This window comes from Aliiroseovarius sp. PrR006 (assembly GCF_010500215.1).
Taxonomy (GTDB): domain Bacteria; phylum Pseudomonadota; class Alphaproteobacteria; order Rhodobacterales; family Rhodobacteraceae; genus Aliiroseovarius.
Genome location: NZ_JAAGOY010000010.1, coordinates 1 through 24,424 on the forward strand (window position 1 = coordinate 1; position 24,424 = coordinate 24,424).

29 protein-coding genes and 1 pseudogene are annotated in these 24,424 nt (G+C 58.4%); 8 read left to right on the forward strand and 22 right to left on the reverse strand.

The window, feature by feature from the left end; translation table 11 throughout:
* A pseudogene (locus G0Q00_RS14685) lies at window positions 1-97 on the forward strand (electron transfer flavoprotein subunit alpha/FixB family protein); the annotation flags it as partial.
* A 54-nt stretch (window positions 98-151) separates the two neighbouring features.
* Here the strand turns inward: G0Q00_RS14685 and G0Q00_RS14690 are convergent.
* Entirely contained in the window at window positions 152-979 is an 828-nt protein-coding gene (locus G0Q00_RS14690; protein WP_163040710.1) for a DUF6473 family protein, read from the reverse strand.
* Window positions 980-1,173: 194 nt separating this feature from the next.
* On the opposite strand from G0Q00_RS14690, the gene G0Q00_RS14695 reads away from it, so the two are divergent.
* Complete coding sequence (locus G0Q00_RS14695; RefSeq protein WP_163040712.1) at window positions 1,174-2,049, forward strand: 3-hydroxybutyryl-CoA dehydrogenase; 876 nt, start codon at window positions 1,174-1,176, stop codon at window positions 2,047-2,049.
* Window positions 2,050-2,090: 41 nt separating this feature from the next.
* On the opposite strand, the gene G0Q00_RS14700 is transcribed toward G0Q00_RS14695, so the two are convergent.
* The 7 genes from G0Q00_RS14700 to G0Q00_RS14730 form a co-directional block, all read right to left on the reverse strand.
* A complete protein-coding gene (locus tag G0Q00_RS14700; RefSeq protein WP_163040898.1) occupies window positions 2,091-2,948 on the reverse strand; it encodes a lysophospholipid acyltransferase family protein in 858 nt (285 codons plus the stop codon).
* A gap of 53 nt (window positions 2,949-3,001) precedes the next feature.
* A complete protein-coding gene (locus G0Q00_RS14705) occupies window positions 3,002-3,274 on the reverse strand; it encodes an HPr family phosphocarrier protein (RefSeq protein ID WP_108857598.1) in 273 nt (90 codons plus the stop codon).
* Between the two features lie 6 nt (window positions 3,275-3,280).
* A complete protein-coding gene (locus G0Q00_RS14710) occupies window positions 3,281-3,673 on the reverse strand; it encodes a PTS fructose transporter subunit IIA (RefSeq protein ID WP_163040714.1) in 393 nt (130 codons plus the stop codon).
* A 1-nt stretch (window position 3,674) separates the two neighbouring features.
* Complete coding sequence (rapZ, locus tag G0Q00_RS14715) at window positions 3,675-4,583, reverse strand: RNase adapter RapZ (protein WP_163040716.1); 909 nt, start codon at window positions 4,581-4,583, stop codon at window positions 3,675-3,677.
* Window positions 4,584-4,664: 81 nt separating this feature from the next.
* Complete coding sequence (locus tag G0Q00_RS14720; RefSeq protein WP_163040718.1) at window positions 4,665-5,108, reverse strand: HPr kinase/phosphorylase; 444 nt, start codon at window positions 5,106-5,108, stop codon at window positions 4,665-4,667.
* Window positions 5,105-6,937, reverse strand: a complete 1,833-nt coding sequence (locus G0Q00_RS14725) for a sensor histidine kinase (RefSeq protein WP_163040900.1) — start codon at window positions 6,935-6,937, stop codon at window positions 5,105-5,107. The genes G0Q00_RS14720 and G0Q00_RS14725 overlap by 4 nt, the downstream gene beginning before the upstream one ends.
* 5 nt (window positions 6,938-6,942) lie before the next feature.
* A complete protein-coding gene (locus G0Q00_RS14730) occupies window positions 6,943-7,647 on the reverse strand; it encodes a response regulator transcription factor (RefSeq protein ID WP_163040720.1) in 705 nt (234 codons plus the stop codon).
* A gap of 372 nt (window positions 7,648-8,019) precedes the next feature.
* Here G0Q00_RS14730 and G0Q00_RS14735 point away from each other — a divergent pair, with 372 nt between their 5' ends.
* Entirely contained in the window at window positions 8,020-9,618 is a 1,599-nt protein-coding gene (locus tag G0Q00_RS14735) for a phosphoenolpyruvate carboxykinase (protein ID WP_163040722.1), read from the forward strand.
* A gap of 126 nt (window positions 9,619-9,744) precedes the next feature.
* Window positions 9,745-10,569 carry an alpha/beta fold hydrolase gene (locus tag G0Q00_RS14740; RefSeq protein WP_163040724.1) on the forward strand — a complete coding sequence of 275 codons (825 nt, stop codon included), beginning with the start codon at window positions 9,745-9,747 and terminating at the stop codon, window positions 10,567-10,569.
* On the opposite strand, the gene G0Q00_RS14745 is transcribed toward G0Q00_RS14740, so the two are convergent.
* Complete coding sequence (locus G0Q00_RS14745; RefSeq protein ID WP_163040726.1) at window positions 10,566-11,333, reverse strand: sulfite exporter TauE/SafE family protein; 768 nt, start codon at window positions 11,331-11,333, stop codon at window positions 10,566-10,568. The two genes, G0Q00_RS14740 and G0Q00_RS14745, sit on opposite strands and share 4 nt — an antisense overlap.
* Window positions 11,334-11,522: 189 nt before the next feature.
* Between G0Q00_RS14745 and G0Q00_RS14750 the strand changes: the two genes are divergently transcribed.
* Window positions 11,523-13,172: an acyl-CoA dehydrogenase family protein gene (locus G0Q00_RS14750; RefSeq protein ID WP_163040728.1), complete on the forward strand. Its 1,650-nt coding sequence runs from the start codon at window positions 11,523-11,525 to the stop codon at window positions 13,170-13,172.
* On the opposite strand, the gene G0Q00_RS14755 is transcribed toward G0Q00_RS14750, so the two are convergent.
* Window positions 13,169-13,591: a DUF3995 domain-containing protein gene (locus G0Q00_RS14755; RefSeq protein WP_163040730.1), complete on the reverse strand. Its 423-nt coding sequence runs from the start codon at window positions 13,589-13,591 to the stop codon at window positions 13,169-13,171. The two genes, G0Q00_RS14750 and G0Q00_RS14755, sit on opposite strands and share 4 nt — an antisense overlap.
* An 86-nt stretch (window positions 13,592-13,677) precedes the next feature.
* On the opposite strand from G0Q00_RS14755, the gene G0Q00_RS14760 reads away from it, so the two are divergent.
* Both G0Q00_RS14760 and G0Q00_RS14765 read left to right on the forward strand, forming a co-directional pair.
* Window positions 13,678-14,238: a TetR/AcrR family transcriptional regulator gene (locus tag G0Q00_RS14760; protein WP_163040732.1), complete on the forward strand. Its 561-nt coding sequence runs from the start codon at window positions 13,678-13,680 to the stop codon at window positions 14,236-14,238.
* Window positions 14,239-14,276: 38 nt separating this feature from the next.
* Complete coding sequence (locus G0Q00_RS14765) at window positions 14,277-14,672, forward strand: META domain-containing protein (protein WP_163040734.1); 396 nt, start codon at window positions 14,277-14,279, stop codon at window positions 14,670-14,672.
* Here G0Q00_RS14765 and recO read toward each other — a convergent pair.
* The 12 genes from recO to folK form a co-directional block, all read right to left on the reverse strand.
* Window positions 14,653-15,393 carry a DNA repair protein RecO gene (gene recO / locus G0Q00_RS14770; protein ID WP_163040736.1) on the reverse strand — a complete coding sequence of 247 codons (741 nt, stop codon included), beginning with the start codon at window positions 15,391-15,393 and terminating at the stop codon, window positions 14,653-14,655. The genes G0Q00_RS14765 and recO overlap by 20 nt on opposite strands.
* Window positions 15,394-15,429: 36 nt before the next feature.
* The gene (locus G0Q00_RS14775) at window positions 15,430-15,759 is read right to left on the reverse strand and encodes a DUF1491 family protein (protein WP_163040738.1); all 330 of its coding nucleotides are present in this window, start codon (window positions 15,757-15,759) and stop codon (window positions 15,430-15,432) included.
* Window positions 15,759-16,676, reverse strand: coding sequence for a GTPase Era (gene era / locus G0Q00_RS14780; RefSeq protein WP_163040740.1), 918 nt, complete (start codon window positions 16,674-16,676; stop codon window positions 15,759-15,761). The genes G0Q00_RS14775 and era overlap by 1 nt, the downstream gene beginning before the upstream one ends.
* Before the next feature lie 3 nt (window positions 16,677-16,679).
* Complete coding sequence (gene rnc / locus G0Q00_RS14785) at window positions 16,680-17,360, reverse strand: ribonuclease III (protein WP_163040742.1); 681 nt, start codon at window positions 17,358-17,360, stop codon at window positions 16,680-16,682.
* Window positions 17,357-18,136, reverse strand: coding sequence for a signal peptidase I (gene lepB / locus G0Q00_RS14790; protein ID WP_163040744.1), 780 nt, complete (start codon window positions 18,134-18,136; stop codon window positions 17,357-17,359). Before lepB ends, rnc begins: the two co-directional genes overlap by 4 nt.
* A gap of 115 nt (window positions 18,137-18,251) precedes the next feature.
* Entirely contained in the window at window positions 18,252-18,650 is a 399-nt protein-coding gene (gene acpS / locus G0Q00_RS14795) for a holo-ACP synthase (RefSeq protein WP_163040746.1), read from the reverse strand.
* Window positions 18,647-19,090, reverse strand: coding sequence for an ABZJ_00895 family protein (locus G0Q00_RS14800; RefSeq protein WP_163040748.1), 444 nt, complete (start codon window positions 19,088-19,090; stop codon window positions 18,647-18,649). The genes acpS and G0Q00_RS14800 overlap by 4 nt, the downstream gene beginning before the upstream one ends.
* Entirely contained in the window at window positions 19,087-19,839 is a 753-nt protein-coding gene (locus tag G0Q00_RS14805) for a pyridoxine 5'-phosphate synthase (RefSeq protein ID WP_163040750.1), read from the reverse strand. The genes G0Q00_RS14800 and G0Q00_RS14805 overlap by 4 nt, the downstream gene beginning before the upstream one ends.
* Before the next feature lie 36 nt (window positions 19,840-19,875).
* Complete coding sequence (locus tag G0Q00_RS14810; RefSeq protein WP_163040752.1) at window positions 19,876-20,523, reverse strand: DUF2062 domain-containing protein; 648 nt, start codon at window positions 20,521-20,523, stop codon at window positions 19,876-19,878.
* A gap of 35 nt (window positions 20,524-20,558) precedes the next feature.
* Window positions 20,559-22,667: a bifunctional (p)ppGpp synthetase/guanosine-3',5'-bis(diphosphate) 3'-pyrophosphohydrolase gene (locus G0Q00_RS14815; RefSeq protein ID WP_370458591.1), complete on the reverse strand. Its 2,109-nt coding sequence runs from the start codon at window positions 22,665-22,667 to the stop codon at window positions 20,559-20,561.
* Between the two features lie 61 nt (window positions 22,668-22,728).
* Window positions 22,729-23,085: a DNA-directed RNA polymerase subunit omega gene (rpoZ, locus tag G0Q00_RS14820; RefSeq protein ID WP_163040754.1), complete on the reverse strand. Its 357-nt coding sequence runs from the start codon at window positions 23,083-23,085 to the stop codon at window positions 22,729-22,731.
* Between the two features lie 80 nt (window positions 23,086-23,165).
* Entirely contained in the window at window positions 23,166-23,762 is a 597-nt protein-coding gene (gene folK, locus G0Q00_RS14825; protein WP_370458585.1) for a 2-amino-4-hydroxy-6-hydroxymethyldihydropteridine diphosphokinase, read from the reverse strand.
* A gap of 102 nt (window positions 23,763-23,864) precedes the next feature.
* Between folK and G0Q00_RS14830 the strand changes: the two genes are divergently transcribed.
* Complete coding sequence (locus G0Q00_RS14830) at window positions 23,865-24,422, forward strand: NYN domain-containing protein (protein WP_163040756.1); 558 nt, start codon at window positions 23,865-23,867, stop codon at window positions 24,420-24,422.
* Window positions 24,423-24,424: the final 2 nt, after the last annotated feature.

Below are 24,424 nucleotides of genomic sequence, written 5' to 3' on the forward strand. Positions count from 1 at the left end.
CAACAAAGACGAAGAAGCACCGATCTTCCAGGTCGCCGATTTCGGTCTGGTTGCCGACCTCTTCGAAGCTGTGCCGGCACTGACCGACGCCGTCTAATCATACATCGCATAAGATACGAAAGGCCCGCCCCTCCGGCGGGCCTTTTTATTTTCACAGCTTTTGCGCCGACAAGCTTTCCATAAGTTTATTGGCTGCCCGCTTATGCGCCAGCGTACCCAGCATCATTTGGGCGGCGGCGGCGTCCATCTCGGAATGGACAAGCCCCTGCTGCCCGGTCGCGATCTCGTCCTGCGTCGGCACGACCTTGACCAAATCCCGCACGAAGGGGCGGACATTTTCGATCATCGCCCGATCCACAAACAGCGGGTCTGATCCAAGCGCATCATCTGCCACGCGCCCGATCACGTGGTCCGCCATCCAAACCAGCGTCACACGTTTATCCAGCCGCGCCAACAATCCCTTCAGCCGCCCAACCCACACCTGTTTTAGCTCGTTTCGCACCACCTCAAACCGCTGCGCACAGGCCGATTGCATCGCCCCCAGCAAATGTCCTGTGAAGTGGTAATCGGTGAAGTCCAGTTCGGGATAAAGGTACTTCAACATGCTCGAGGCCCGCAGGAACCGGTCGTTGCGGCGCGGGTGGACCGCATAGAACCGATTGCACAGATTGGGCGCACCGGGCAGTTGGATCACGATGTCCGTGGCGTTGTTACACATCTTCAGCAGCGCCGGATCGTGCAAGAACACGTCCAGTCCCGCATTCGGGCAGCCGAAATTCACCACCGTACGCCCCAGCTGAGCCTCTAACAGTTCGGGATAGGGATGCGCCATGAACCGACCATAGGTTTCAGTCCCCCCCAGAACCGCCACATAAGGCCCGCTTAGGTCGCGTTTTGGTCCCCGAAACAGCAATTTCGACATCTTATATCGACACGGAAAATAGTCCAACGTCCCTTTCCCAAGGATATCATAGGCCACGCTACCCACTCCTTCATATTCACCCAGGAAGCAGTTTCGGACCGAAGCCTTGTTAAATTGCTAATCTTAAAATGCGCGATGTTTCCTTCAGGCCCGCTTAACCCTTGCGCCTGCAACCGCGCGGCGCATAGTCTGTGCATAACCAAACGCAACGCGGGTTCCCGCCTGTGCGGCGTGACCAGAAGGAAATATATATGAGCATCGAGACAGTTGGCGTAATTGGCGCCGGGCAAATGGGTAACGGCATTGCACATGTTCTGGCCCTTGCCGGATACGAAGTTCGCCTGAACGACATTAGCCAAGACAGTCTGGATGCCGCCGTTGCTCGCATCACCAAGAACATGGATCGCCAAGTCTCGCGCGATTTGATCTCGGCGCAAGAGATGTCAGATGCGATGGGGCGGATCAGCACCACGTTGAAGCTGCCCGATCTAGGCCCGACCGATCTTGTGATCGAAGCGGCCACCGAGAACGAAGCGCTTAAGAAACAGATCTTCGACACGTTGTTGCCGCATCTGTCGCCTGACACCATTTTGACCTCGAACACCTCGTCGATTTCGATCACCCGTCTTGCCAGTGGCACTGACCGCCCCGAGCGTTTCATGGGGTTCCACTTCATGAACCCGGTGCCTTTGATGAAACTGGTTGAGCTGATCCGCGGCATTGCCACGGACGAACCCACCTATAAAGCCTGTCTGGCCGTGGTTGAAAAGCTGGGCAAAACCGCCGCCAGCGCCGAGGATTACCCTGCCTTTATCGTAAACCGCATTCTGATCCCGATGATCAATGAAGCCTGCTATGCGCTGTATGAAGGCGTCGGATCTGTCTCGTCCATTGATGCGTCGATGAAACTGGGTGCGAACCACCCGATGGGCCCGCTTGAGCTGGGCGACTTCATCGGCCTGGACACCTGTCTGGCGATCATGAACGTATTGCATGACGGGCTGGCGGACACCAAATACCGCCCCTGCCCGCTTCTGGTGAAATATGTCGAGGCCGGATGGGTTGGACGCAAAGCCGGGCGCGGCTTTTACGACTATCGTGGGGAAACACCGGTTCCCACGCGCTAAGCCCCCGAAAGACAAAAGGCCCCGCTGGGGCCTTTTTCATGTCACTTGCTAGACAACGCCAGGGTGTGTGCGCGAAGCCACGCCATGAACCCGCGCGGGTCGGATTGCAGCTTCTCCATCTCTTCGTCGTTCAGAACCTCGCCAACGACAGGCGATATCTGGCGATTACAGCTTTTGACAATCTCGTGCAGCAAAAGACCCTGACGCATGGTGGCCGACAGGCGGTTGGCGATTTGGTACCAACGCGTGTTCGCACCGGGAAAAAAGATAGGAACAACGCGGGCGCCGGAACGGCGGATCATCTGCGCGGTGAACACGTTCCATTCCCGTTCGATGGCCGGTCCCATCAAAGTATCGGACGACGCCACGACACCTGACGGAAACAGCGTGATTAGCCCGCCTTGCTTCAAAAACGTCATCGCCTCGGCGCGCATCTCGACCATCTTCTTCTGCGCTTCGGGATCGTGCGGGAAAGGCACCGGGATCATGTAGGACGATGCGACCTCGTCCAGCCCATCCAATACTGAGCGTGACAGGATACGATAATCGTCACGACGACGGCCAATCATCTCGGCCAAGACCATGCCATCCGTCAGGCCGTGCGGGTGGTTGGCGACGACCACCACGGGGCCCTCGGCGGGGATATTGGCAAGCTGGTCGTCCGGAGTCTTCACCTGCACACCCATCACATCCAGACACGCCCCCCAAAAGGCCTGCCCCTTGGGCGCGCCGCGGCGTTCCAACTTGCGCACCATGCGCAGGATAGACAGCTTCCCGGTCATCCACTCCATCACACGAATGATCAATCCCTGCACAGGATTATTGAACGAATTGGAATAGGTCAGGGTGCGCCGGTCATACTGCTGCGGGACCGGAGCCGTCGAATTGGCCTGCGCCATAGGAGTTTCCGCGTCATGCGTCACGTTCGTTCACCTTTGCCCTGTGTCAGAGCTTACATGCCTTCGCCGAACTTGTCGGCGACCAGCGCTTCCAACGCGTTCATCAGCTCGACCGCTTGTGGTCCAGATGTTTCGACTTGAATGCTTGTTCCCTGCGAGGCCGCCAGCATCAACAAACCCATGATCGAATCTCCGTCCGCGTCCAGTCCATCCTTAGACACGCGCGCACGGGCGTCGTGGTTCTCGACCGTGTCGACAAACTTTGCCGAGGCCCGCGCATGCAGACCCTTCACATTGATAATCTCAAGCTCTCGGTTCGTACTCATGGCGTGTCAATCCTCGCTCACGTCAATGCAGTCAATATACTTTCGACCCGCGGCCAGTGCTTTTTGTGTTGAAGCTTCGACCGACAGATGGCGGGTTTTTGCCAGCTTGAGCAACATGGGAAGGTTCGCGCCGTACAGGATCTTACGGTCGGATTTACAACAGGCGGGAAGTGACAGATTGGCCGGAGATCCACCGAACATGTCCACGACAATCACAACGCCATCGCCCTGATCGACGCTGTTGGCAGCGGCCGCAATCTCGGCCCGTTTGTCATCCCGATCACATTCAGCGGCCGTCGAAATAGCACGCATACCCGGCTGCTTGCCGACCACGTGTTCGACTGCCGCCAGATATTCGTTTGCAAGCCCGCCATGCGCGACGATCACGATACCGATCACGCTAAATCCTCGATGTTGATGCCGCAGCTGTCCCGGCGCGGCGTTCCATTTCCCGATGCCTAATTGACACCTGCCATCCCTTGGTTGCAAGCGACTTTGCCAAGTTTTCCGCCAAGGCAACCGACCGATGTTGGCCGCCTGTACAGCCAAACCCAATCGAAAGGTGCGCTTTACCTTCTTCCCCGAAGGCCGGGATCAAAAACTCAACCAGATTTTGCACCTGCTGAAAGAACTGATCAAAGCGCGGGTCTTGCGCGACATAGTCCGCGACCTCGCTGCTACGCCCATCCAACGCGCGCAGGGCGGGCTCCCAATGGGGGTTGCGCAGGAAACGGGCGTCGAACACCATGTCCAATCCCTGCGGCACCCCGCGTTTATATGAAAACGAGTGGACCGACACCGCCAGCTCTTCCGCGCCCGACACCGATAGCCAGCGCATGATTTCGTCTTTCAGATCGTGTGGCGACAGGTCGGAGGTATCGATCAACACATCCGCACGGCCCCGGATCGGAACCAGCAATTCAATCTCGCGGGTGATGCCCAGCTCGGGTGCTTCATCGGGGGCAAGGGGGTGGCGGCGGCGGGTTTCCGAATACCGTCGCACCAGCACATCCTGCGAGCAATCCATATACAGGACCTCGACCTCGAAACCATCATCCTCGCGCAGGTCTTCGATCACCTGCAGCAGCATCTCGGTCGAAAAGTCGCGGTTGCGCACATCCACGCCCAGCGCCAAGGGCTGGGTCAGCGCGGGGCCAGACAGGACACGGTCAATCAGCGACAGCGGAAGGTTGTCGATGACCTCGTATCCGATGTCTTCTAACACGCGAATTGCAGTGGTGCGCCCAGCCCCGGACGGGCCAGTGACCAGCACAATCTTTTGTCCAGTTTTCGTTTTACTATCCGTCATTGCCAATCCTTTAGAACAGGCGTCCCGCCGCTCGTGCGAGGCATATAACGCAATTCAGACCCGGACCAAAGTCCGACCAATCTATTCTGCAACGGCATGGCGTCCGTGACGCAACATGTTGAAGACTGCTATTGCGAAATAAGGTGCATCGACGCGGAACAGGCATTCAATCGCGCAACCGTTAACTTCTGTGATCGTAGGTGAGGCCGGCAGACGCGACATTTCGATCTGCCCCATATCGACCACCAGCCGCAACTGGGCCTTGGCGCAATGCGGTACGTTGATCAGACCGACGCCGCGCGCTTCAATGATACCGGGCAACGCGGGCGGCGCAATCACGAAAGGCGCCCCGTCCTGCAGCACAATCTGGCTTAGGTCGTCGGCCACAAGCTGCGCGCCCAGCCCGATCAGTTCCAACGCCAGCGCGGATTTTCCCGATCCTGACGGGCCGGTAATCATCACCGCCGCATCCCCAACAGCCACCGTTGTCGCATGATAGCGGTCGGTGACGGGTGTGTCGCTCATACCGGCAGTCCGACCACAAAGCGCGCGCCCAGGGGGTCCGAGGTCAGATCCGCATCGGTGGGCCGGATATTCTCGGCCCAGATCACCCCGCCATGTGCCTCGACTATCTGTTTCGAGATCGCCAGCCCCAGACCCGAGTTGTTGCCGAACTGGTTCTGCGGACGTTCGGAATAGAAACGATCAAAGATCTTGCCCAGCGCCTGATCGGGAATGCCGGGGCCCGTGTCCTCGACCACCACCAGCACCCGGTTTTCGCGGCGGCGGGTCCAGACGCGGATGGCATCTCCACTTTCACAGAAGCTGAGCGCGTTGGTGATCAGGTTCACGAAGACCTGCGCCAGACGTGCTTCCAGCCCGCTGATCATGATCGGGTTCTTGGGCAGATCGGTGATGAAATCGACGCCCTTGTTCTGCGCCTCGCCGCCCAGATAGTCCGACAGGCTGCGCAGCATCCGCAGCAGATCGAACTCTTCCTCGTCCTCGCGGACCAGCTCGCTGTCCAGACGCGAGGCGTTCGAGATATCGCTGACCAGTCGGTCCAAGCGCCGCGTGTCATGTTCGATCACATCCAAAAGCCGCTCGCGCTGCTCGTCCTTATTGGCCAGACGCAATGTGCCCACGGCCGACCGCAAACTGGCGAGCGGGTTCTTGATCTCATGGGCCACGTCAGCAGCGAACTGCTCGTTGGCATCAATGCGATCGTAGAGCGCTGTGACCATGCCGCGCAGCGCACCGGACAGGCGCCCGATTTCGTCTGGGCGGCCGGTCATGTCAGGAATGCGAACGCGACGGGTTTTGACGTTCCGCGGGTCATTCTCACCGCTCAGCTCGGCAGCGGTCGCCAGATCGGACAAGGGGTTCGCGATGGTCGAGGCCAGTACAAGGCTTAGGCCGATCGACACCAGAATGGCGATCACGAACATCTGCAGAAGCTGCTCACGTTCGGCGCGGACAAGCAGATCAAGCTCACCCGCTGCGCTGGTAATCGCAACCACCCCTTTGGGCGCGCCATCCAGTAAGATCGGCGTTGCCACGGAAAAGACAGTGCCACTGTTCTTGTCTACGCCGTTCGCGACCTGCGTGGCCCCCAGCATGGCGCGGAAATACAGGCTGCGCGCCATGCTTTCCGTATCCAAAGGCTGCTCCAACCCACGTTGGGTGTCCGCAAAGCCCGACGTGGCCTCCCAAATCGAGTTCAACAGGTCGGTAATCACCGTCGAACCGATGTCGCGTTGCAGCCCATCGACCGGCGTGGGTTCGCCCCGGTCCCGCCCAACGGATGTCGCCACAAGGTTCTCGGCATCATCAAAAACGAACACCTCAAGCCCGACAGGCAAGTGCAGGTTCGACAAAGTCTTTGCGAAATCGGACGGCGCGGATTCGGCCAGATCGGTTTCCAGCGTGTCGATCGTCTCTTGTTCGACCTCAACATCCCCGGTGACACTGTCCGTCGCTTCAGAAAGGGTTTCCTCGACGATACGTGCGGCTTCTTCGCCTTGCGAAAGCTGGGCCTCAAACACATCGGCGATCAGCTCGGCTTCGACCACCAGTCCGCGTTCGCGCTGGAACAGAAGGCTGTCCCGAAACGGGTTCAGGTACAGAACACCCGCCACAAGGATCACCAAGCCCAGAAGGTTAAAGGTGATGATCTTGCGCGCCAACGGTGAGCGGTTGATTGAAATCAGCCGACGATCAGCTTTGGTGTCCGGGAAAATGTCGTCATAGTCTTCCTGAGACGACATCCAGTCTTCACTCAGTTCGACGTCACCTTCAGGTGGGGTGCTTTGGGCCTTGTCGCGCTTTTGCTTCCGGCCAGATGCAAAAAGCATGCGGGTCATTCTTCGTTGTAACGGTATCCGATGCCGTAAAGCGTTTCGATGGCCGAGAAGTCTGGATCGGCCGTGCGCATTTTCTTGCGAAGTCGTTTGATGTGGCTGTCGATGGTCCGGTCATCCACGTAGACCTGATCGTCATAGGCCACATCCATCAGCTGGTCGCGGCTTTTCACGAAACCGGGGCGTTGTGCCAGGGCTTGTAGCAACAGGAATTCGGTGACCGTCAGGGACACATCCCGACCTTTCCACGTCACAGCATGGCGCAGCGGGTCCATACGCAGCTCGCCACGCTCCATCACGCGACCGTCTTGGACCTCGCCGGCGTCATCGCTGGCGATCACCTCTTGCCGGCGCAGCAGCGCGCGGATGCGTTCGACCAGCAGGCGCTGGCTGAAGGGCTTAGTGACATAATCATCCGCGCCCATGCGCAGGCCAAGCACTTCGTCAATTTCATCGTCTTTCGAGGTCAGAAAAATCACTGGCAGGGTAGAGGTTTTCTGGCGCACCCGTTGCAGCAGATCCATCCCGTCCATGCGCGGCATCTTGATGTCAAAGACCGCAAGGTCCGGCAAGCGTTTCGCAAAAGCGTCAAGCGCGCTTTGGCCGTCATTATATGTCTCTACTTCGAACCCTTCTGCTTCAAGCGTAATGGATACTGAAGTCAGAATGTTTCTGTCGTCATCGACCAAGGCAATCCTGGACATTGGGTTTCCTCGCACTGCTCGAGCCACGTTCATTCATGAACTCTTCTTAACATATTCTCGCGTTCCTAGTGCCGAATCAACTGAGAATTGCGATTCGACACCGAGGAGCGCAGCTTTCTTACGTCGCCGCCCGGAAATCAACGTGAATGTATCCGGCGATTATTTCGCATACGAAACTTTTTGATTGCGCAAACACAGGCTTGCTTGCGCTAACGCGACAATGCGTGCTGTTCCATCAGAAAGCAGTCGTGCTATAGGCCGGTCACCGGCCCTCGTTCACATGAGGGTTGGCGTGCAGGTGTTTTCCCTGCGCTCTCATGTGAAACAGATACGCCGGGGACTTACAGACGGACCGGCGACAGGAGCAAATAAATGACCACTGGACGGGTAAACCCAGCACGCCGCTTGGAAGATCAAGGCATCACCGGGCTGGGCAATGTCTATTACAACCTGATGGAGCCAGCTCTAGTCGAAGCCGCACTGGGCCGCGGCGAGGGCAAGCTTGGACAAGGCGGGACCTTCCTGGTCGAGACCGGCAAGCACACGGGCCGTTCTCCCAAGGATAAATTCGTCGTCAAGACACCCAGCGTCGAGCCGCACATCTGGTGGGAAAACAACCCGCCGATGGATCCGGCCAAATTCGACGTCCTGTACGAGGACATGCTGGAGCACATGAAGGGTAACGACTATTACGTTCAGGATCTGTATGGCGGCGCCGACCCGGCACACCGTCTGGATGTGCGCGTGGTGTCCGAACTTGCTTGGCACAACCTGTTCATCCGTCACCTGCTGCGCCGCCCCGACCGCGACGAGCTGGACGAGTTCGAACCCGAATTCACCATCATCAACTGCCCGACCTTCAACGCTGACGCCCAGCGTCACGGCTGTCGTTCGGAAACAGTGATTGCACTAAACTTCGACCGCAAGCTGATCCTGATCGGCGGCACCGAGTACGCGGGCGAGAACAAGAAGTCGGTCTTCTCGCTTCTGAACTACATGCTGCCCGAAAAAGGCATCATGCCGATGCACTGCTCGGCAAACCACGCCAAGGGCAACCCGGTCGACACCGCCATCTTCTTCGGCCTGTCGGGCACTGGCAAAACCACCCTGTCGGCAGACCCCGAGCGCACGCTGATCGGTGATGACGAGCACGGCTGGTCGGACACCGGCACCTTCAACTTCGAAGGTGGCTGCTATGCCAAGACGATCAACCTGTCGGCCGAAGCCGAGCCGGAAATCTACGCCACGACCCAGAAGTTCGCGACTGTAATCGAGAACATGGTCTATGACGAAGAGACCAAAGAGCTGGACTTTGAAGATGACAGCCTGACGGCCAACATGCGTTGCGCCTATCCGCTGCACTACATCGCCAACGCTTCGGACACCGCCATCGGTGGTCACCCCAAGAACATCATCATGCTGACCTGTGATGCGTTCGGTGTTCTGCCTCCGATCGCGCGTCTGACGCCGGCGCAGGCCATGTATCACTTCCTGTCGGGCTTCACCTCGAAAGTGGCGGGCACCGAAAAAGGTGTGACCGAGCCCGAGCCGACCTTCTCGACCTGCTTTGGTGCGCCCTTCATGCCGCGCCGTCCGGCCGAGTATGGCGCGCTGCTGCGTGACAAGATCGCAAAGCACGGCGCAACCTGCTGGCTGGTGAACACCGGCTGGACCGGTGGTGCTTACGGCACTGGCTCGCGTATGCCGATCCGCGCCACCCGCGCCCTGCTGACCGCCGCTCTGGACGGATCGCTGGCCGAAGCCAAGTTCCGCAAGGATGAAAACTTTGGCTTCGAGGTTCCGGTTAAAGTAGAAGGCGTTGCCGACCTGCTTCTGGATCCGCGCCGCACATGGCAGGACGCTGCGGCTTATGATGCGCAGGCTGCAAAGCTGGTGAAGATGTTCTCGGACAACTTCGTTCAGTACGAAGGCGACATTGATGACGACGTGAAGGCCGTCGCCATCGGCTAAGCCGCACAACAGACTCAGACAAACGCCCCGGTCCAGCGCCGGGGCGTTTTCTTTTGGGTTGACGCTCCGTGACCTAACGCAAAGTCACGCTTTACGCGAACGTAAGCTTTGCGCTTGCATGCACGTATGACCCAGACTGTCACCATAGATGGCCCTGCGCCGCTGACCGGCACGTTCTTCGCCGCCGACGCCCCGCGCGCGGTTGCGGTTCTGAACGGAGCGACAGGTGTCCCCCACCGCTTCTATCGCCATTTTGCTGCGTGGCTGGCCGAGACACAGAACGTCTCGTGTCTGACATATGACTACAGCGATTTCGGAGCCTCATCGCGCGGGCCGGTTCGGGATGTGACAGCGTCGATGCTGGATTGGGGACTACGTGACACCCAAACAGCACGAGATTGGCTTGAAGCACGCGCAGAGGGTTTGCCGCTTTGGCTCATGGGGCACTCATTGGGCGGGCTCATGCTGGCACGCCAACAACGCACCAAGGATATCGCGCGGGTGATCACTGTGTGCACGGGCCCGGTACACACCACGGACCATCCTTGGCCCTTTCAGGCCACGGTGCGCGCTTTATGGTTTGTGGTCGGGCCACTTTCGGCAGCAACCTTCGGCTATGTGCCAAGACAGGTCTCTGGCCTTGGCAGCGACATCCCCGGCCCTGTCTTCAAACAATGGAAGCGCTGGTGCACCACACGGGGATATCCGGCCAAAGATCCATGCGTTCCCGCAGCCCCAATGGCCGCATTTTCATGCCCTATACGTACGGTATCGCTGTCAGATGACACATCCGTCCCACCGATTGCCGTCGCGCGAATGACCGAGCTTTATCCCGGAGCCGACACCGAACATCTTGCGCTTACGCCACAACAGTTTGGCTTGAAGAAGGTTGGGCATATCGACGCCTTCCGACGTGAAAATGCCAAGCTCTGGCCCGCGCTGATCGCTTAACCCATCAGCCCGCGCCGGATCAGGTTCAGCCCGGCCACCGTCAACACGATCAGGGTTGCGCGCTTAAAGGTCTTCTGCGGCATCCGATCGTGCAGGCGATAGCCCAGCGCCATCCCCAGAAAGGCCGGAATCAACATGGCTGCGGATAAGGGCGCCGTATGGGCATTAAAGACACCCGACTGCATATGCGCCCCCACCAGCACCATCGCGCCGAACCCATAGACAACGCCCTGCGCCAGCATCTGTTCGGTCTTCGGAGTATTCGTCGCGGTCAGATAAGCCACAAGCGGCGGCCCCCACACCCCCGAAATCCCACCAACAAGCCCCGAGATGGACGCGATGACGCTTTCATCCCGCACCCGGTTCTCTGGGCGAAGGGTCGGCACCCAGCCCCGTAACTGCATAAGGCAGAACAGCACGACAGGGACCCCGATCAGGATAAACAGCAGCCGCTGCGGCATAAACAGAACCAGTTGCGCGCTGAAGACCAACGTCACGAACAGCGCCAGAAGATAGATGTGATATTTCCGCACAACCTCCCACGCGGGGCGCGCGCCCTGCCGAAGCGCTTGCCGAATGTTGGTGCTGGCGGTTGGCAGAATCAAAGCAGCCAAGGCGACCTCAGCCGGCAAAAAGGTCGCAAGCCCCGAGATCATGATCAGTGGCAGCCCAAATCCCACCACGCCTTTCACCACGCCAGCAAATACCGTGATTGCGACGGCTAGACCAAGCATCGACAGAGTAAAATCAGCCAGAATTCCCATGTGCGCCCTCCAGTTCACCCCCTTCTAACGGATTAAAATCCTTGCGGCACAAAAATCTCCCCTGCGTTATATATGTTCGCAATTGAGGTTTCTGGCGTATTTTTATTGCGCTGCACCTGCAAAAGGATTATCTCTCTGCAGACGCGAAATAAGCAGCCGAATCCCGGCCGTATGTGACAGGAGTTTTCCATGACCAGCGCCCTGATCGACAACCTTCTTGACCTGACCGGCGCGGCCCTTGCCCCGGTTGAAGCAACTTTTGACGCCGCCAAAGAAAATGTCCGCGCGCTGGTGTCCGAAGGCGACCGCGTGTCGGGCGCGAAATTGGAAGAACACCAAGCCGCCGCGCACGCCCTGTCGTGGCTGGCCACCTATGCCGAAAGCCTGCGCCAGATGAACGCTTGGGCTGGACGCCTGTCGGAAGACGGCAAGCTGGGCGAAATGGAAAAGCTGATCCTGCAAATCGCCTTTGGCGAATACCTCGCCCAGATGAAGGGCGGCATGATGATGAGCCAGAACGAAATGGCGCGTCTGGCCGACATGGGTGTTGATGGCACGGCTTTGGACACCGACGCGATCAATGCCCTGATCGCAAACGGCAACAATCAGGCTGCCCGCACCCGTCTGGTCGAGCTGATGCAAGACAACGCAGGCCATGCGACCTTCGGCGCCACCGGCTTGGATGACGAGTTGGAGATGATCCGCGAGCAGTTCCGCCGCTATGCGGATGAACGCGTGGTACCGAACGCCCATGAATGGCATCTGAAGGATGACTACATCCCGCTGGAAATTCTGGAAGAACTGGCCGAGATGGGCGTCTTTGGCCTGACCATCCCCGAAGAGTACGGCGGGCTGGGTCTGACGAAAGCTTCGATGGTTGTGGTTTCGGAAGAGCTATCGCGCGGCTATATCGGCGTCGGCTCGCTGGGTACCCGCTCGGAAATCGCCGCCGAGCTGATCTTGGCTGGCGGCACCGACGAACAGAAAGAACAGTGGCTACCCAAAATCTCGTCCGCCGAGATCCTGCCGACCGCCGTGTTCACCGAACCCAACACCGGCTCGGACCTTGGTTCGCTGCGCACTCGCGCGGTGAAGAACGCTGACGGCGACTATGAAGTGACTGGCAACAAAACCTGGATCACCCACGCCGCACGGACCCACGTGATGACCCTGCTGGCGCGCACCGATCCGGACAGCAAAGACCACCGCGGTCTGTCGATGTTCCTGGCCGAGAAAACCCCCGGCGACGACGAAAACCCGTTCCCGACCGAAGGCATGACCGGCGGCGAGATCGAGGTTCTGGGCTATCGCGGCATGAAGGAATTCGAGCTGGGCTTTGACGGGTTCAAAGTGAAGGGCGAGAACCTGCTGGGTGGCGTTGAAGGTCAGGGCTTCAAACAGCTTATGAAAACATTCGAGGCAGCCCGTATCCAGACCGCCGCCCGCGCAATCGGTGTCGCACAGAACGCGCTGGAGATCGGCATGCAATATGCCGAGGACCGCAAGCAGTTCGGCAAATCGCTGATCAACTTCCCCCGCGTGGCCAACAAGCTGGCCATGATGGCCGTGGAAATCATGGTCGCACGTCAGCTGACCTATTTCTCGGCTTGGGAAAAGGACCACGACCAGCGTTGTGACCTTGAAGCTGGCATGGCCAAGCTGCTGGGGGCGCGTATCGCATGGGCCTGTGCGGATAACGCGCTGCAGATCCACGGCGGCAACGGCTTTGCGCTGGAATACCAGATCAGCCGCGTGCTGTGCGACGCGCGCATCCTGAACATCTTTGAAGGTGCTGCTGAGATTCAGGCACAGGTTATTGCCCGCCGCCTGCTGGGCTAAAGCGCCGACCAAAAGCCTGCCGCCAAAATCAGGCAGAGCGGGCCATAGAACATCAGGTTGAGCCGTGCGAACGGCTCTTCCATCCTCACGCTGAACAGCGGCAGGACATAGCTGGCAAGCCCGCGCAGGCCAAAGACTGCGACCAAGGCCCAGCCTGCCCAGACCAGCAAACGGTCGGGAATGACAGCTATGCCCTGCGTAAGCCCAATCAGCACGATCCCCGAAATGCCCAAGGCAGCAGCCACGAGAGCCGCGGCCCAACCGGGCGGCATTCTGGTGATCCCGGGCGCCCCGACCACCGTGCGCGCCAGTCTTTTCTCGTCCCAAACGGGCCACCAAACGCCCAAGGCCCACAGCACATGTGCCAAAGCCATCCCCAACAGGATCAGATACGTAATCCCCAAGATAAACACCTGCATAGTACCCTCCATCACCTCAATACGCTTGCGTATGGTGCATAGGATGGATAGCCTGTCAATACGCTAGCGTATGGAGCGCTGAAACCATGGTTAAAACCAAAGAACGACTAAGCACAGAAAGCTGGCTAATGGCGGGGTTTCGCGCCCTTGCGCGGTCGGGCCCGCAAGCGCTAAAGGCAGAACCATTGGCGCGCGAGCTTGGGACGACCAAGGGATCTTTCTACTGGCATTTCAAAGATGTAGCGAGCTTTCAATCGCAGATGCTGGAGCTGTGGGAGACCCGCGCAGTTGACGATATCACGCGATATCTTGACCACGAAGCGGACCCCGTGCGTAAGCTGTACATGCTGGGTGAGATCTCGACATCTTCGAATCCGGACCATGGCGGGGACGCGGTTGAACCTGCGATAAGAGCATGGGCACAAAGCAACCATACTGCTGCGTATGTTGTTGAGCGTGTAGATCAAAAGCGTCTGGAGTATCTGCACGGCATTCTGACTGAACTTGACCTCAGCAACCCTGATTTTGCCCGCCTGATCTATGGCGCCTATATTGGCATGGGAACGCTGTCGGCGAAGGATGGGAACGACAACAAGGACGCCATGAGCACGCTTTTGGCCGCTCTACTGGCCCTGCGTGACGCCTAAGACTGGCATTCTCGGCCCGGCACCCCCATCTTGCTGCCATGAGACTTTTGCTTCTGATTCCTACCGCCGCCGTTCTTCTCTCCGCCTGCAAGGACGAAACGATCTCGGGCTACGCGGACTCAGGTGCAATCTGGTCGCTGGTCGAGCTTGATGGTGTTGCGTTTCCAGCAGAAGCAACACTCAGCTTTCCCGAAAAAGGTCGGATTGCGGGTCAAGCCCCGTGCAACAGTTACTCCGGATCCCAATCCGCGCCCTATCCGTGGTTTGAAACAGGGCCCATCCTGTCGACCAAACGGGCGTGTGCAGACATGAACGCCGAAGCCACATTCTTCACCGCACTCAGCGTTATGCGCATCGCCGAAGTGTCGGGCAGCACCTTGATCCTATCCAACGAAGATGGACGCGAGATGGTGTTTACAAGCCTGCCGCGTTAACGGCGTCGCGCTTCAGCCGATCCAGAAGCCGCGCCCGTGCCTCGGGCAGAGGTTTGTCACCAAGTGCGTGCGCAATGCCGTGGGTCAAGAAATGCCCCGTGGTCACCAACCCGTCCAGTACATTGGACAGCGATCCATCACCGACGCCCAGAAGCTCGGGTGGCAAGGGCAGCAATCGATCCGCCCACTCCCCTGCCCCTTCGGCAGACACCGCCCGACCGGTTTTGGGCGAGACATAGGCCAAATCGTCCCGCGCACCCGTCACCGCGCATTCGGTCAGGTCTAGGCCAAAGCCCAGCTCCTCCAATAGCGCCAGTTCCCATTTCAGATAGGCGGTCGGCCACGCTGCGTTGACACCCAGAAGATCCAGCATGGATTGGGTCCTGTCATAGAGCACCGGATGCGGTTCGCGTTCCGGCAACGCGTACGCCAACAGTGCGGTGATCGCATTCAGCCCAGCCAGCGCAGTACGGTCTGACAAGACCAGCGCACGACTACGCAGGGGTTCGACCGCATAGCTGCCGATATGCTCTTCCAGCCGCGCGCGCCAGGTGACATCCAACTGCGCGCCGGGTTGCAGGGTTGGGGCGATCTTTCGGCTGACGCCCCCGCGTACCACACCCGCGTGGCGGCCGTGTTCGGCGGTAAAAACGTCAATGATGACAGAGGTTTCGCCATGCTTGCGCACGGACAGCAACGCCCCCTGATCTCGCCAATCCATCGCGACCCTCCTGCGTGCAGCCTAGCGGGGTCTGTGTCAGTCGGAAAGCCCCGGTTCGTCCAGAAGATGGCGGCCCTGTTTGTCCTCGACTTCGATGATCCAAAGGTCCGGGTCAAAGCCCTTTTGGCGGGTCAGGGCGGCGTCGACGTCCGTTTCAACGCCCTCAGACAACACCATCCAACAGCGCTCGCCCGTCATCAGGTCAAAGCTACGTTGATAGGCCGTGGCCTGGCCGTCCAGCGTGTTCATTTTGACCAGAACGGCACCCGCCGTCGCGTCACCCTTCTGGGTCACGAAGGCGGGAATGTCAGACAGGCGCAACCGTGTCAGATAGGCCGAAACCCAGACATCCGCCGTCAGGCGCATCACTTATTCCCGTCGCGGAAATCGAGCCCCATTTCCGAGTAGCGCTCTTTTTCTTCAAGCCAGTTCGGGCGCACTTTCACCTGCAGGAACAGGTGGATTTTGCGGCCCATGAACTCTTCTAGCTCGGCGCGGGCCGATTGGCTGACGGCTTTGATCGTCTCGCCGCGTTTGCCCAGAATGATGCCTTTATGGCCGTCACGCGCGACATAGATGATCTGGTCTACGCGGGCCGAACCATCTTTGCGCTCTTCCCAGTTCTCGGTCTCGACCGTCAGCTGATAGGGCAGCTCCTGATGCAAGCGCAGGGTCAGTTTTTCGCGGGTCATCTCGGCAGCGATCATGCGCATGGGCAGATCGGCGATCTGGTCTTCAGGGTACAGCCACGGACCTTCCGGCAGATGCCCTGCCAGCCATGTGCGCAGATCCTTTACGCCATGGCCCTTCTCGGCCGAAATCATGAAGGTTTCGGCAAACTCATAACGTGCGTTCAGGTCCTTGGTCAGCGCCAAAAGCACCTCGGATTGCACACGGTCGATCTTGTTGATGGCCAGAGCAACCGTACGGCCCTGTCCGATCTCTTTCAGACCTTCCAGAATGCGCTCAACACCTTCGGTGACACCGCGATGTGCTTCGACAAGAAGCACGATCACATCGGCGTCCGAGGCACCGCCCCAGGCAGCTGCGACCATCGCGCGGTCCAGTCGGCGGCGCGGCTGGAACAGGCCGGGCGTGTCCACGAACACAATCTGCGCATCACCTTCAATCGCCACGCCACGAATGCGCGCGCGTGTGGTCTGCACCTTGTGCGTCACGATCGAAACCTTGGCCCCGACCATACGGTTCGTCAGCGTCGACTTGCCCGCATTGGGTTCGCCAATCAGGGCGACAAAGCCCGCGCGTGTGTTCGCATCCGACATCTTTTATCCTTCAACCTGCGCCAGAAGCGCTTTGGCCGCAGCTTGTTCGGCGGCCCGTTTTGAGTTGGCTTTCGCCTGCGCCGCACGACCATCGGGCAACTGCACTTCGATGGTGAAGACCGGAGCATGATCCGGGCCTTCGCGACTTGTTTCGATATATTTCGGTACAGCCATCTTACGCGCCTGCGCCCATTCTTGCAGCGCTGTTTTTGCATCGCGGGCGTCGGCCTCGACCTTGTGGATGCGATCGCCCCACAGACGAAGGATCATATCCCGCGCCGGATCCAGCCCGCCATCCAGATAGACAGCGGCGATGACCGCCTCCATCGCGTCGCCCAAAAGTGCCAGCTTACGGCGCCCGCCGGTCTTCATCTCAGACCGGCCCAGCTTCAGGACCGCACCCAGATCAATCTGCGTGGCCACATCGGCGCAGGTTTCCTTGCGCACCAGCGCGTTATAACGCGGAGCCAGCGTACCTTCGGGCGCGTTGGGATCATCAGCCAAAAGCTTTTCGGACATGACCAGCCCAAGCACCCGGTCGCCCAGAAACTCCAGCCGCTGATTGTCGGGCCGGGTGGCGGACGAGATCGACCCATGCGTTAGCGCGCGGATCAGCAGGTCGGGCTGCGAAAACTCGTACCCGATACGTGCCGTGAAGGCGATGAGATCAGCAGACAACTTCACTCGATTTCCTTGAAGAAGCGATCCGAGCGCCAGGTCCAGAAATAGAACAGACGCTTGCCAGCCGCCGAGAACATGATGCGGTCCGCACGGCCCAGCAGGTATTCAGCAGGTACGAAGCCAACGCCGCCAGCGTTCGGGCTGACACGGCTGTCGATCGAGTTATCGCGGTTGTCACCCATGAAGAAGTAATGACCTACAGGCACGGTGAACACGTTGGTGTTGTCGACGCTACGGTTCGCGAAGTTCAAGATCGAATGCGACACGCCACCGGGCAGAGTTTCAACGAACTTTTCTTTCAGGCACTCACCACCTTCACCAACCGGACGGTTGATACATTGCGGAATGGTGCGGAAACGTCCCTGCGGCAGCTTGATTTCCGAGAACATGCCATCCGGCACCTGTTTGGCCTCTTCACCGTTGATCCAAAGCACGCTGTTTTTGACCTGGATCTTGTCGCCCGGCAGGCCAACCAGACGTTTTACATAGTCGGTGCCAAGAGTCGGGTGGCGGAACACGACGACATCACCACGCTCTGGCTCTGAACCCAGAATCCGTCCCGAGATCGGGCAGCTTGAGAACGGGCAGGAGTGTTTGGAATAGCCATAGGCCATCTTGTTCACGAACAGAAAGTCACCGATCAGAAGCGTGTCTTTCATCGACCCTGTGGGGATCCAGAAGGGCTGAAAGAACAGGGTGCGGAAGATCCCGGCGATGATCAGCGCCCAGAAGATCGTTTTGACGTTCTCCCACAGGCCATCTTTCTGCTTCTCGGTCATGTAACTGCCTTTTATCTGTCAGGCCGCAATGGCCGAAATCTGTTGTGGGCGATATGGGCGGATGGGGGGCCGGAGTCAAGTTTAGCGCCGGGTTTCGGTGGGTTTGACCGGGGATTTAGACGGGCCGCGCCTCAATCACCACAAATGCCTGCGCCCAAGGGTGATCATCTGTCAGGGTGACGTGGATCACGGCCTGATGCCCGGCAGGGGTCAATTCGTCCAAACGGTCCTTGGCCCAGCCCGTGACCTCCATCACCGGTTGTCCCGTGCGCAGGTTCGATACCGCCATATCGCGCCAGCTGATCCCCATCGCAAGCCCGGTGCCCAAGGCTTTCGAGCACGCCTCTTTCGCGGCCCAGCGCTTAGCCAGCGTACCCGCTTCATCCTTGCGCCGCGCGGCCTTGGCCAGCTCACGATCCGTGAAGACGCGGGCACGGAACCGGTCTCCGAACCGATCCAACGTGCCTTGAATACGCTCGATATTCGCAAGGTCCGTGCCGATACCAAGGATCATTTGCCCGCCTTTTTGTCCAAGGCTTTGCGCTGGTTCTTATACCCCATCGTCAGGAAGAAGCGGTTGACCAGAAGGGTCAGCCCCATGATCCCGGCAAAAACCAGCACCCACGTCATCATCGAGATAGACGAGAACATCTCGCGCATCAGAGGCATCAGGATCAGCAGTCCGGCAAGCACGGCCACGGTGATGACGCCAACAACCATGGTCGCCAGCGAGGCAGCAGACCACGCTTCGGTGTTTTCATACTGGCCCAACCCGGCATCAGCGCGTTTCTGGCCTTCAATCATCGCCGCCATCATCGGAGGCAGCACCGTGGACAGGCCCGTCGGCAGCGAAAAGCCAAACAACCTTTGGAGCAGCAACCCAATGATCATCAGGCCAATCATGCTTAGGATATAAACGCCTGCATAGCGCTTCCAATTCAATGCTCCGTTCATCCTCGTGCCTCATCCATTAGGCGACGCATCTCGGCGATGGCGTCAGGCATGCCGCGGAAGATCGACTCACCAATCAGGAAGTGGCCTATGTTCAGCTCGACCACTTCAGGCATGGCCGCAATTGGGGCGACGGTGTCATAGGTCAGGCCATGCCCCGCGTGTACTTCGAGCCCCAGCGAATGGGCGAATGCCGCGCCTTCGCGCAGCCGTTCCAGTTCGGCATCGCGTTTGTCGAATTCGCCCTCAGCGTGGAAGTCGCAGTAAGCGCCGGTGTGCAGTTCGACCACCGCTGCGCCAATCCGCGCCGAGGCCTTGATCTGCTCGGCATCCGCATCGATGAACATCGATACGCGGCACCCGGCATCGCGCAAGGGCAGGATGTAATCGCCCAGACGATTGTCATTACGGGCAACATCCAAGCCGCCCTCGGTCGTCAGTTCCTCGCGCTTTTCAGGTACCAGACAGACCGCGTGGGGTTTGTGGCGCAGAGCGATCGCCTGCATTTCCTCGGTTGCGGCGCATTCGAAGTTCAACGGCGTGGTCAAAGCCGCCATCAACCCGTCGATGTCCTCGTCCCGGATATGGCGGCGATCTTCGCGCAAATGCGCGGTAATGCCATCGGCCCCGGCCTCTTCCGCCAGCTTTGCCGCCCGCACCGGATCAGGATAAGCTGACCCACGCGCGTTGCGCACTGTTGCCACGTGGTCAATGTTCACGCCAAGCCGAAGCTTGCCTGCGGTCTGGGTCATATTCGCGCTCCTGCAGCGGTTCCGTTTGGGAAAGTGTTACTTGTTTTTGTCGTGGCCGCCACCCTGAGAAAACCGTTCGGATATACGTTTTTCATACCGCGACTTCAGCTTGTTGATCCGGCGGCGCTGATAGGCGTGGATCACTGGGTTCGCCAGCACATAGGCAGCAATGCCCGCAATGATGCCGGGAATCAGACAGCCCACCAGATAGGGCAGAAACACGCGATCATAGAAGCTGTTGATCTTTGACCACTCTGCCACGTCATTGGTGAAGATCGACTTCAGGTTCGACCAAATGTCATTAGTGGCCGAGGCGAAACTTGCAACAATTTCAGGCAGATGGACCGTCACGTCCTGCCCCAGCATGGCGTGTCCCAGATTGACCGAAAGCTCGGCAATCAAAGGGAAAGTCAGCGGATTGCCCACGAAGGTCGCCAAAAGCGACGCCAACACGTTCCCGCGCATGAGCCAGGACAAAATGGCAGCGGTCAGAAAGTGCAGTCCGTAAAAGGGTGTGAAGGACGCAAACACCCCGGCTGCAATACCGCGCGAAATCCGATGTGCTGGATCAGGCAGACGGCGTAGGCGATGCACAACGTATTGCGCCGCGCGGTACCAACCGCCGCGCGGGTAAAAGAACTCCGCTACGATTCGCAGATACGATCGCGGATTTCGTTTAAACACCTGTACGTCCTTCCGCCTGCCCGGTCGGGGGTGGGTTATGGTTTGCGGCTCAAATCCCGATGCCGATGTACCGCTGCCACGTCGCTGTCAGCTTCAAGCGCCAGCATGATAGTATGCAGATGTTCGACATCCCTTAGCTGAACATCAACAATCAATCGGTAAAAATCCGGTTTCCGATCCACGAATCTTAGATCCGAGATATTGGCCTTCTGTTCCCCGATCAAGGTGCAGATACGCCCTAAGACACCAGCATCATTGGAAATCGTCAACTCTATGCTGACCACATGGATGGCCGGATGCTTGCCTGAATGCCAATGCAAATCGACCCAGCGCGAGCTGTCATCGTTCAGATCAGCCAGTGCATCACAGTCAATGGTGTGCACAATCACGCCTTTGCCGCGATAGGAAATCCCGACGATCCGTTCACCCGGCACAGGTTGGCAGCATTGCGCCGGAGCGAAATCCTGCCCGGCCTCCAACCCGATCACGGACGCATCAAGATCGACCTCATCGCCATGCGGATCAGCCTCGGGATAAAGAATGCCCACCACGTCGCGCGCCTGAAGTTCGGCCGATCCAAGGCGCGCCAAAAGCTCGTCCGTGTCCTTCAGCCGCATTTGTTTGGCCGCCGTCGCCAGCGCTTTGTCGCTGACTTTCCGTCCGACATGTTCGAACGCGAGGCGTGCAAGCTCGCGCCCCAGACGCACATAGCGTTCCCGGTCATCGTTGCGCAGTTTCTTGCGAATGGCGGCCTTGGCGCGGCCAGTCACGACGATGTCGATCCAAGTGGCCTGCGGGCTTTGACCTTCGGCGGTCATGATTTCGACCGACTGGCCATTTTTCACGCGCGTCCACAGGGGTACGCGGATGCCGTCGACCTTGGCACCAACACAGCTGTCACCAATCCGCGTGTGGATCGCATAGGCGAAATCCAAGGGCGTCGCGCCACGTGGCAGTTTGACGACCTCGCCCTTCGGGGTGAAACAGAACACTTGGTCCTGATACATCTCAAGCTTCACATGCTCGAGGAATTCATCGTGATCATCCGCCGTTTCGAACCGTTCGGTTAACGAGGCAATCCACTTGGCGGGATCGACCGCAAAGGGGTTCTCAACGCGGATCCCGTCGCGATACGACCAATGCGCCGCCACGCCGGTTTCGGCCACTTCATGCATCTCGCGCGAGCGGATCTGAACCTCGACCCGCTTGCCATCGCGCCCCGACACCGTGGTGTGGATCGATCGGTAACCATTTGATTTTGGTTGACTAATGTAATCTTTGAAGCGACCCGGAACCGCGCGCCAACGCTGATGGATCGCGCCCAGAACCCGATAGCAATCCGTATCACTTTCAGTGATCACCCGGAAGCCGTAGGTGTCTGACAGACGCGAGAAGCTTTGTCCCTTCTCTTCCATCTTACGCCAGATGGAATAGGGCTTTTTCGCACGCCCGAACACTTTGGCTTCGATGCTTGCCTTGTCCAGTTCCAAGCGGATGTCACTGGTAATCTTCTCGATCACATCGCCGCTTTCCTTCTGAAGCCGCAGGAACCGCCGCATGATCGAGCTGCGCCCCTCGGGGTTCAGCACGTGGAAGGCAAGATCTTCCAGCTCTTCCCGCATCCACTGCATCCCCATGCGACCTGCAAGAGGAGCGTAGATATCCATCGTCTCGCGCGATTTTTGGATCTGCTTGTCCGGGCGCATGGCTTTGATCGTGCGCATATTGTGCAGACGGTCAGCGAGCTTCACCAGAATGACCCGCATGTCCTTGGACATGGCCATGAACAGTTTTCGGAAGTTCTCCGCCTGTTTGGTCTCGGACGAGGACAGCTGCAGATTGGTCAGTTTGGTGACACCATCCACCAGCTCGGCAATCTCTTTGCCGAACAGTTCAGCGACCTCGCCATAGGTCGATCCGGTGTCTTCGATTGTGTCGTGTAGAAACGCCGTGACGATGGTGGCATCGTCCAGCTGCATATCCGCCAGAATGTCAGCCACGGCGAAGGGATGCATGTAGTAGGGGTCGCCCGAATGGCGATACTGCCCAAAATGCATTTGGCCGCCATATTCAAAGGCGGCCATAAGCAGGTCCGAATTGGACTTAGGATTGTACGTCGAAATGCGTTCGATCAGACCGTCGATATCGAGATCAACAAGCTCGTCTTTCCAGCTCGTCACTCGTGACGCCTCCGTTCGCTTTCGATCAGCCTTGGCCTTGCGCTTCCATCAGCGCGCGCAGCAGCTTTTCTTCCGACATGTCGTCGTCAGCGGGCTTGTCAGCGGCCTCGGCTCCCATCAACAGCGCCATGCTGTCTTCTTCGGGCTCGTCCACCTCGATCTGAGTCTGGTGGTCTTCGATCATGCGCTCGCGCAGTTCGTCCGCCGTCTGGGTTTCGTCCGCAATTTCGCGCAGAGCCACAACGGGGTTTTTGTCGTTGTCGCGATCCACAGTAATCTCGGCACCTGCCGAAATTTCACGCGCGCGATGCGATGCCAGCATCACCAGATCAAACCGGTTCGGCACTTTATCTACGCAATCTTCAACCGTCACACGGGCCATGTCAGTCCATTCCTTGCAAGGGGATGTGAAACGCCTATCTATGCGTCTGAACGGGCAATGACAAGCAGAAACGCCCTATATCAGCCCATTTCAAAGGGCGAAACCTCGTTTTTTGCCTCTTCCGACAGGGCGTCTGCCATCTCTTTGATGGTTTTACCTAAAATCGGATGGCGCCAGTTCGGCGCAACATCAGCCAGAGGAATCAACGCAAACCCGCGATCCTGTACCCGTGGATGCGGTAAAATCAGCTGATCCGGCGCCTGTTTCATCTGTTCTTCCAGCGGCAGGTTCATCCAATGCTCGAACGTTTCGCGATCCGGCGCGACACAATCCCCATAGGCGATCAGGTCAATATCCAGCGTGCGCTGCGCCCAACGCGAAGGCCGCTCGCGGCCAAATTCGTCTTCCACATCATGCAATTTTTGCAGCACAATCTCGGCAGGCTCATCCACCTCCAACGCTGCGGCAACGTTGATGAAATCCGGCCCGGCACCCGCCGGAAAGCAAGCTGTGCTATAATAGCGACTTAAGGAGGTGATTCTAACTCCACGCTCAGAAAGACAATTCAGCGCATCGCGTACCAGCTGCGCCGAATCTTCCAGCGCGAAAGTAATGTTACTTCCTAACAGTACTAATGCTTTAGTATGGGCATTTTGATGATTTTTAGCTTGCGGCACCGCGTGTGTTCCCTAGATTACGTCACATGTTTCTTCGTTAAGTGATTTTGACCCTACCACTCACGGAATTGCTCGGCGAAGTTAATTGGAAAGGAATAATTAATGTTCTATCGCGACGAGCGACTCGCACTCTTTATCGATGGCTCCAACCTTTATGCAGCGGCAAAGTCGCTTGGGTTTGACATCGATTACAAGCTGCTCAGACAAGAATTCATGCGCCGCGGCAAGCTGCTGCGTGCATTCTACTACACAGCACTTCTGGAAAACGACGAATACTCGCCCATTCGCCCTCTGGTGGACTGGCTCCACTATAATGGTTTCTCGATGGTGACAAAGCCAGCCAAGGAATACACCGATTCCATGGGCCGCCGGAAAGTCAAAGGCAACATGGATATCGAACTGACGGTCGATGCACTTGAGCTTGCCGACCACATCGACCACGCGGTTCTGTTCTCGGGCGACGGCGATTTCCGCCCGCTGGTGGCCGCACTTCAGCGTAAAGGCGTGCGTGTGTCGGTGGTTTCGACCATCCGCAGCCAGCCGCCAATGATCGCCGATGAACTGCGTCGCCAGGCTGACAATTTCATCGAGCTGGAAGAGCTGAAAGACGTGATTGGTCGGCCTCCGCGCGAATTTGACGGTCCCGAAGACCGCGATTGATC

Bases quoted from the DNA above. Each gene is read 5' to 3' on its own strand.
- G0Q00_RS14695 (WP_163040712.1), top strand. From the start codon at position 1,174: ATGAGCATCGAGACAGTTGGCGTAATTGGCGCCGGGCAAATGGGTAAC.
- G0Q00_RS14700 (WP_163040898.1), bottom strand. From the start codon at position 2,948: ATGGCGCAGGCCAATTCGACGGCTCCGGTCCCGCAGCAGTATGACCGG.
- G0Q00_RS14705 (WP_108857598.1), bottom strand. From the start codon at position 3,274: ATGAGTACGAACCGAGAGCTTGAGATTATCAATGTGAAGGGTCTGCAT.
- rapZ (WP_163040716.1), bottom strand. From the start codon at position 4,583: ATGACGGATAGTAAAACGAAAACTGGACAAAAGATTGTGCTGGTCACT.
- G0Q00_RS14720 (WP_163040718.1), bottom strand. From the start codon at position 5,108: ATGAGCGACACACCCGTCACCGACCGCTATCATGCGACAACGGTGGCT.
- G0Q00_RS14725 (WP_163040900.1), bottom strand. From the start codon at position 6,937: ATGCTTTTTGCATCTGGCCGGAAGCAAAAGCGCGACAAGGCCCAAAGC.
- G0Q00_RS14730 (WP_163040720.1), bottom strand. From the start codon at position 7,647: ATGTCCAGGATTGCCTTGGTCGATGACGACAGAAACATTCTGACTTCA.
- G0Q00_RS14735 (WP_163040722.1), top strand. From the start codon at position 8,020: ATGACCACTGGACGGGTAAACCCAGCACGCCGCTTGGAAGATCAAGGC.
- G0Q00_RS14740 (WP_163040724.1), top strand. From the start codon at position 9,745: ATGACCCAGACTGTCACCATAGATGGCCCTGCGCCGCTGACCGGCACG.
- G0Q00_RS14745 (WP_163040726.1), bottom strand. From the start codon at position 11,333: ATGGGAATTCTGGCTGATTTTACTCTGTCGATGCTTGGTCTAGCCGTC.
- G0Q00_RS14750 (WP_163040728.1), top strand. From the start codon at position 11,523: ATGACCAGCGCCCTGATCGACAACCTTCTTGACCTGACCGGCGCGGCC.
- G0Q00_RS14755 (WP_163040730.1), bottom strand. From the start codon at position 13,591: ATGCAGGTGTTTATCTTGGGGATTACGTATCTGATCCTGTTGGGGATG.
- G0Q00_RS14760 (WP_163040732.1), top strand. From the start codon at position 13,678: ATGGTTAAAACCAAAGAACGACTAAGCACAGAAAGCTGGCTAATGGCG.
- G0Q00_RS14765 (WP_163040734.1), top strand. From the start codon at position 14,277: ATGAGACTTTTGCTTCTGATTCCTACCGCCGCCGTTCTTCTCTCCGCC.
- recO (WP_163040736.1), bottom strand. From the start codon at position 15,393: ATGGATTGGCGAGATCAGGGGGCGTTGCTGTCCGTGCGCAAGCATGGC.
- G0Q00_RS14775 (WP_163040738.1), bottom strand. From the start codon at position 15,759: ATGCGCCTGACGGCGGATGTCTGGGTTTCGGCCTATCTGACACGGTTG.
- era (WP_163040740.1), bottom strand. From the start codon at position 16,676: ATGTCGGATGCGAACACACGCGCGGGCTTTGTCGCCCTGATTGGCGAA.
- lepB (WP_163040744.1), bottom strand. From the start codon at position 18,136: ATGACCGAGAAGCAGAAAGATGGCCTGTGGGAGAACGTCAAAACGATC.
- acpS (WP_163040746.1), bottom strand. From the start codon at position 18,650: ATGATCCTTGGTATCGGCACGGACCTTGCGAATATCGAGCGTATTCAA.
- G0Q00_RS14800 (WP_163040748.1), bottom strand. From the start codon at position 19,090: ATGAACGGAGCATTGAATTGGAAGCGCTATGCAGGCGTTTATATCCTA.
- G0Q00_RS14805 (WP_163040750.1), bottom strand. From the start codon at position 19,839: ATGACCCAGACCGCAGGCAAGCTTCGGCTTGGCGTGAACATTGACCAC.
- rpoZ (WP_163040754.1), bottom strand. From the start codon at position 23,085: ATGGCCCGTGTGACGGTTGAAGATTGCGTAGATAAAGTGCCGAACCGG.
- G0Q00_RS14830 (WP_163040756.1), top strand. From the start codon at position 23,865: ATGTTCTATCGCGACGAGCGACTCGCACTCTTTATCGATGGCTCCAAC.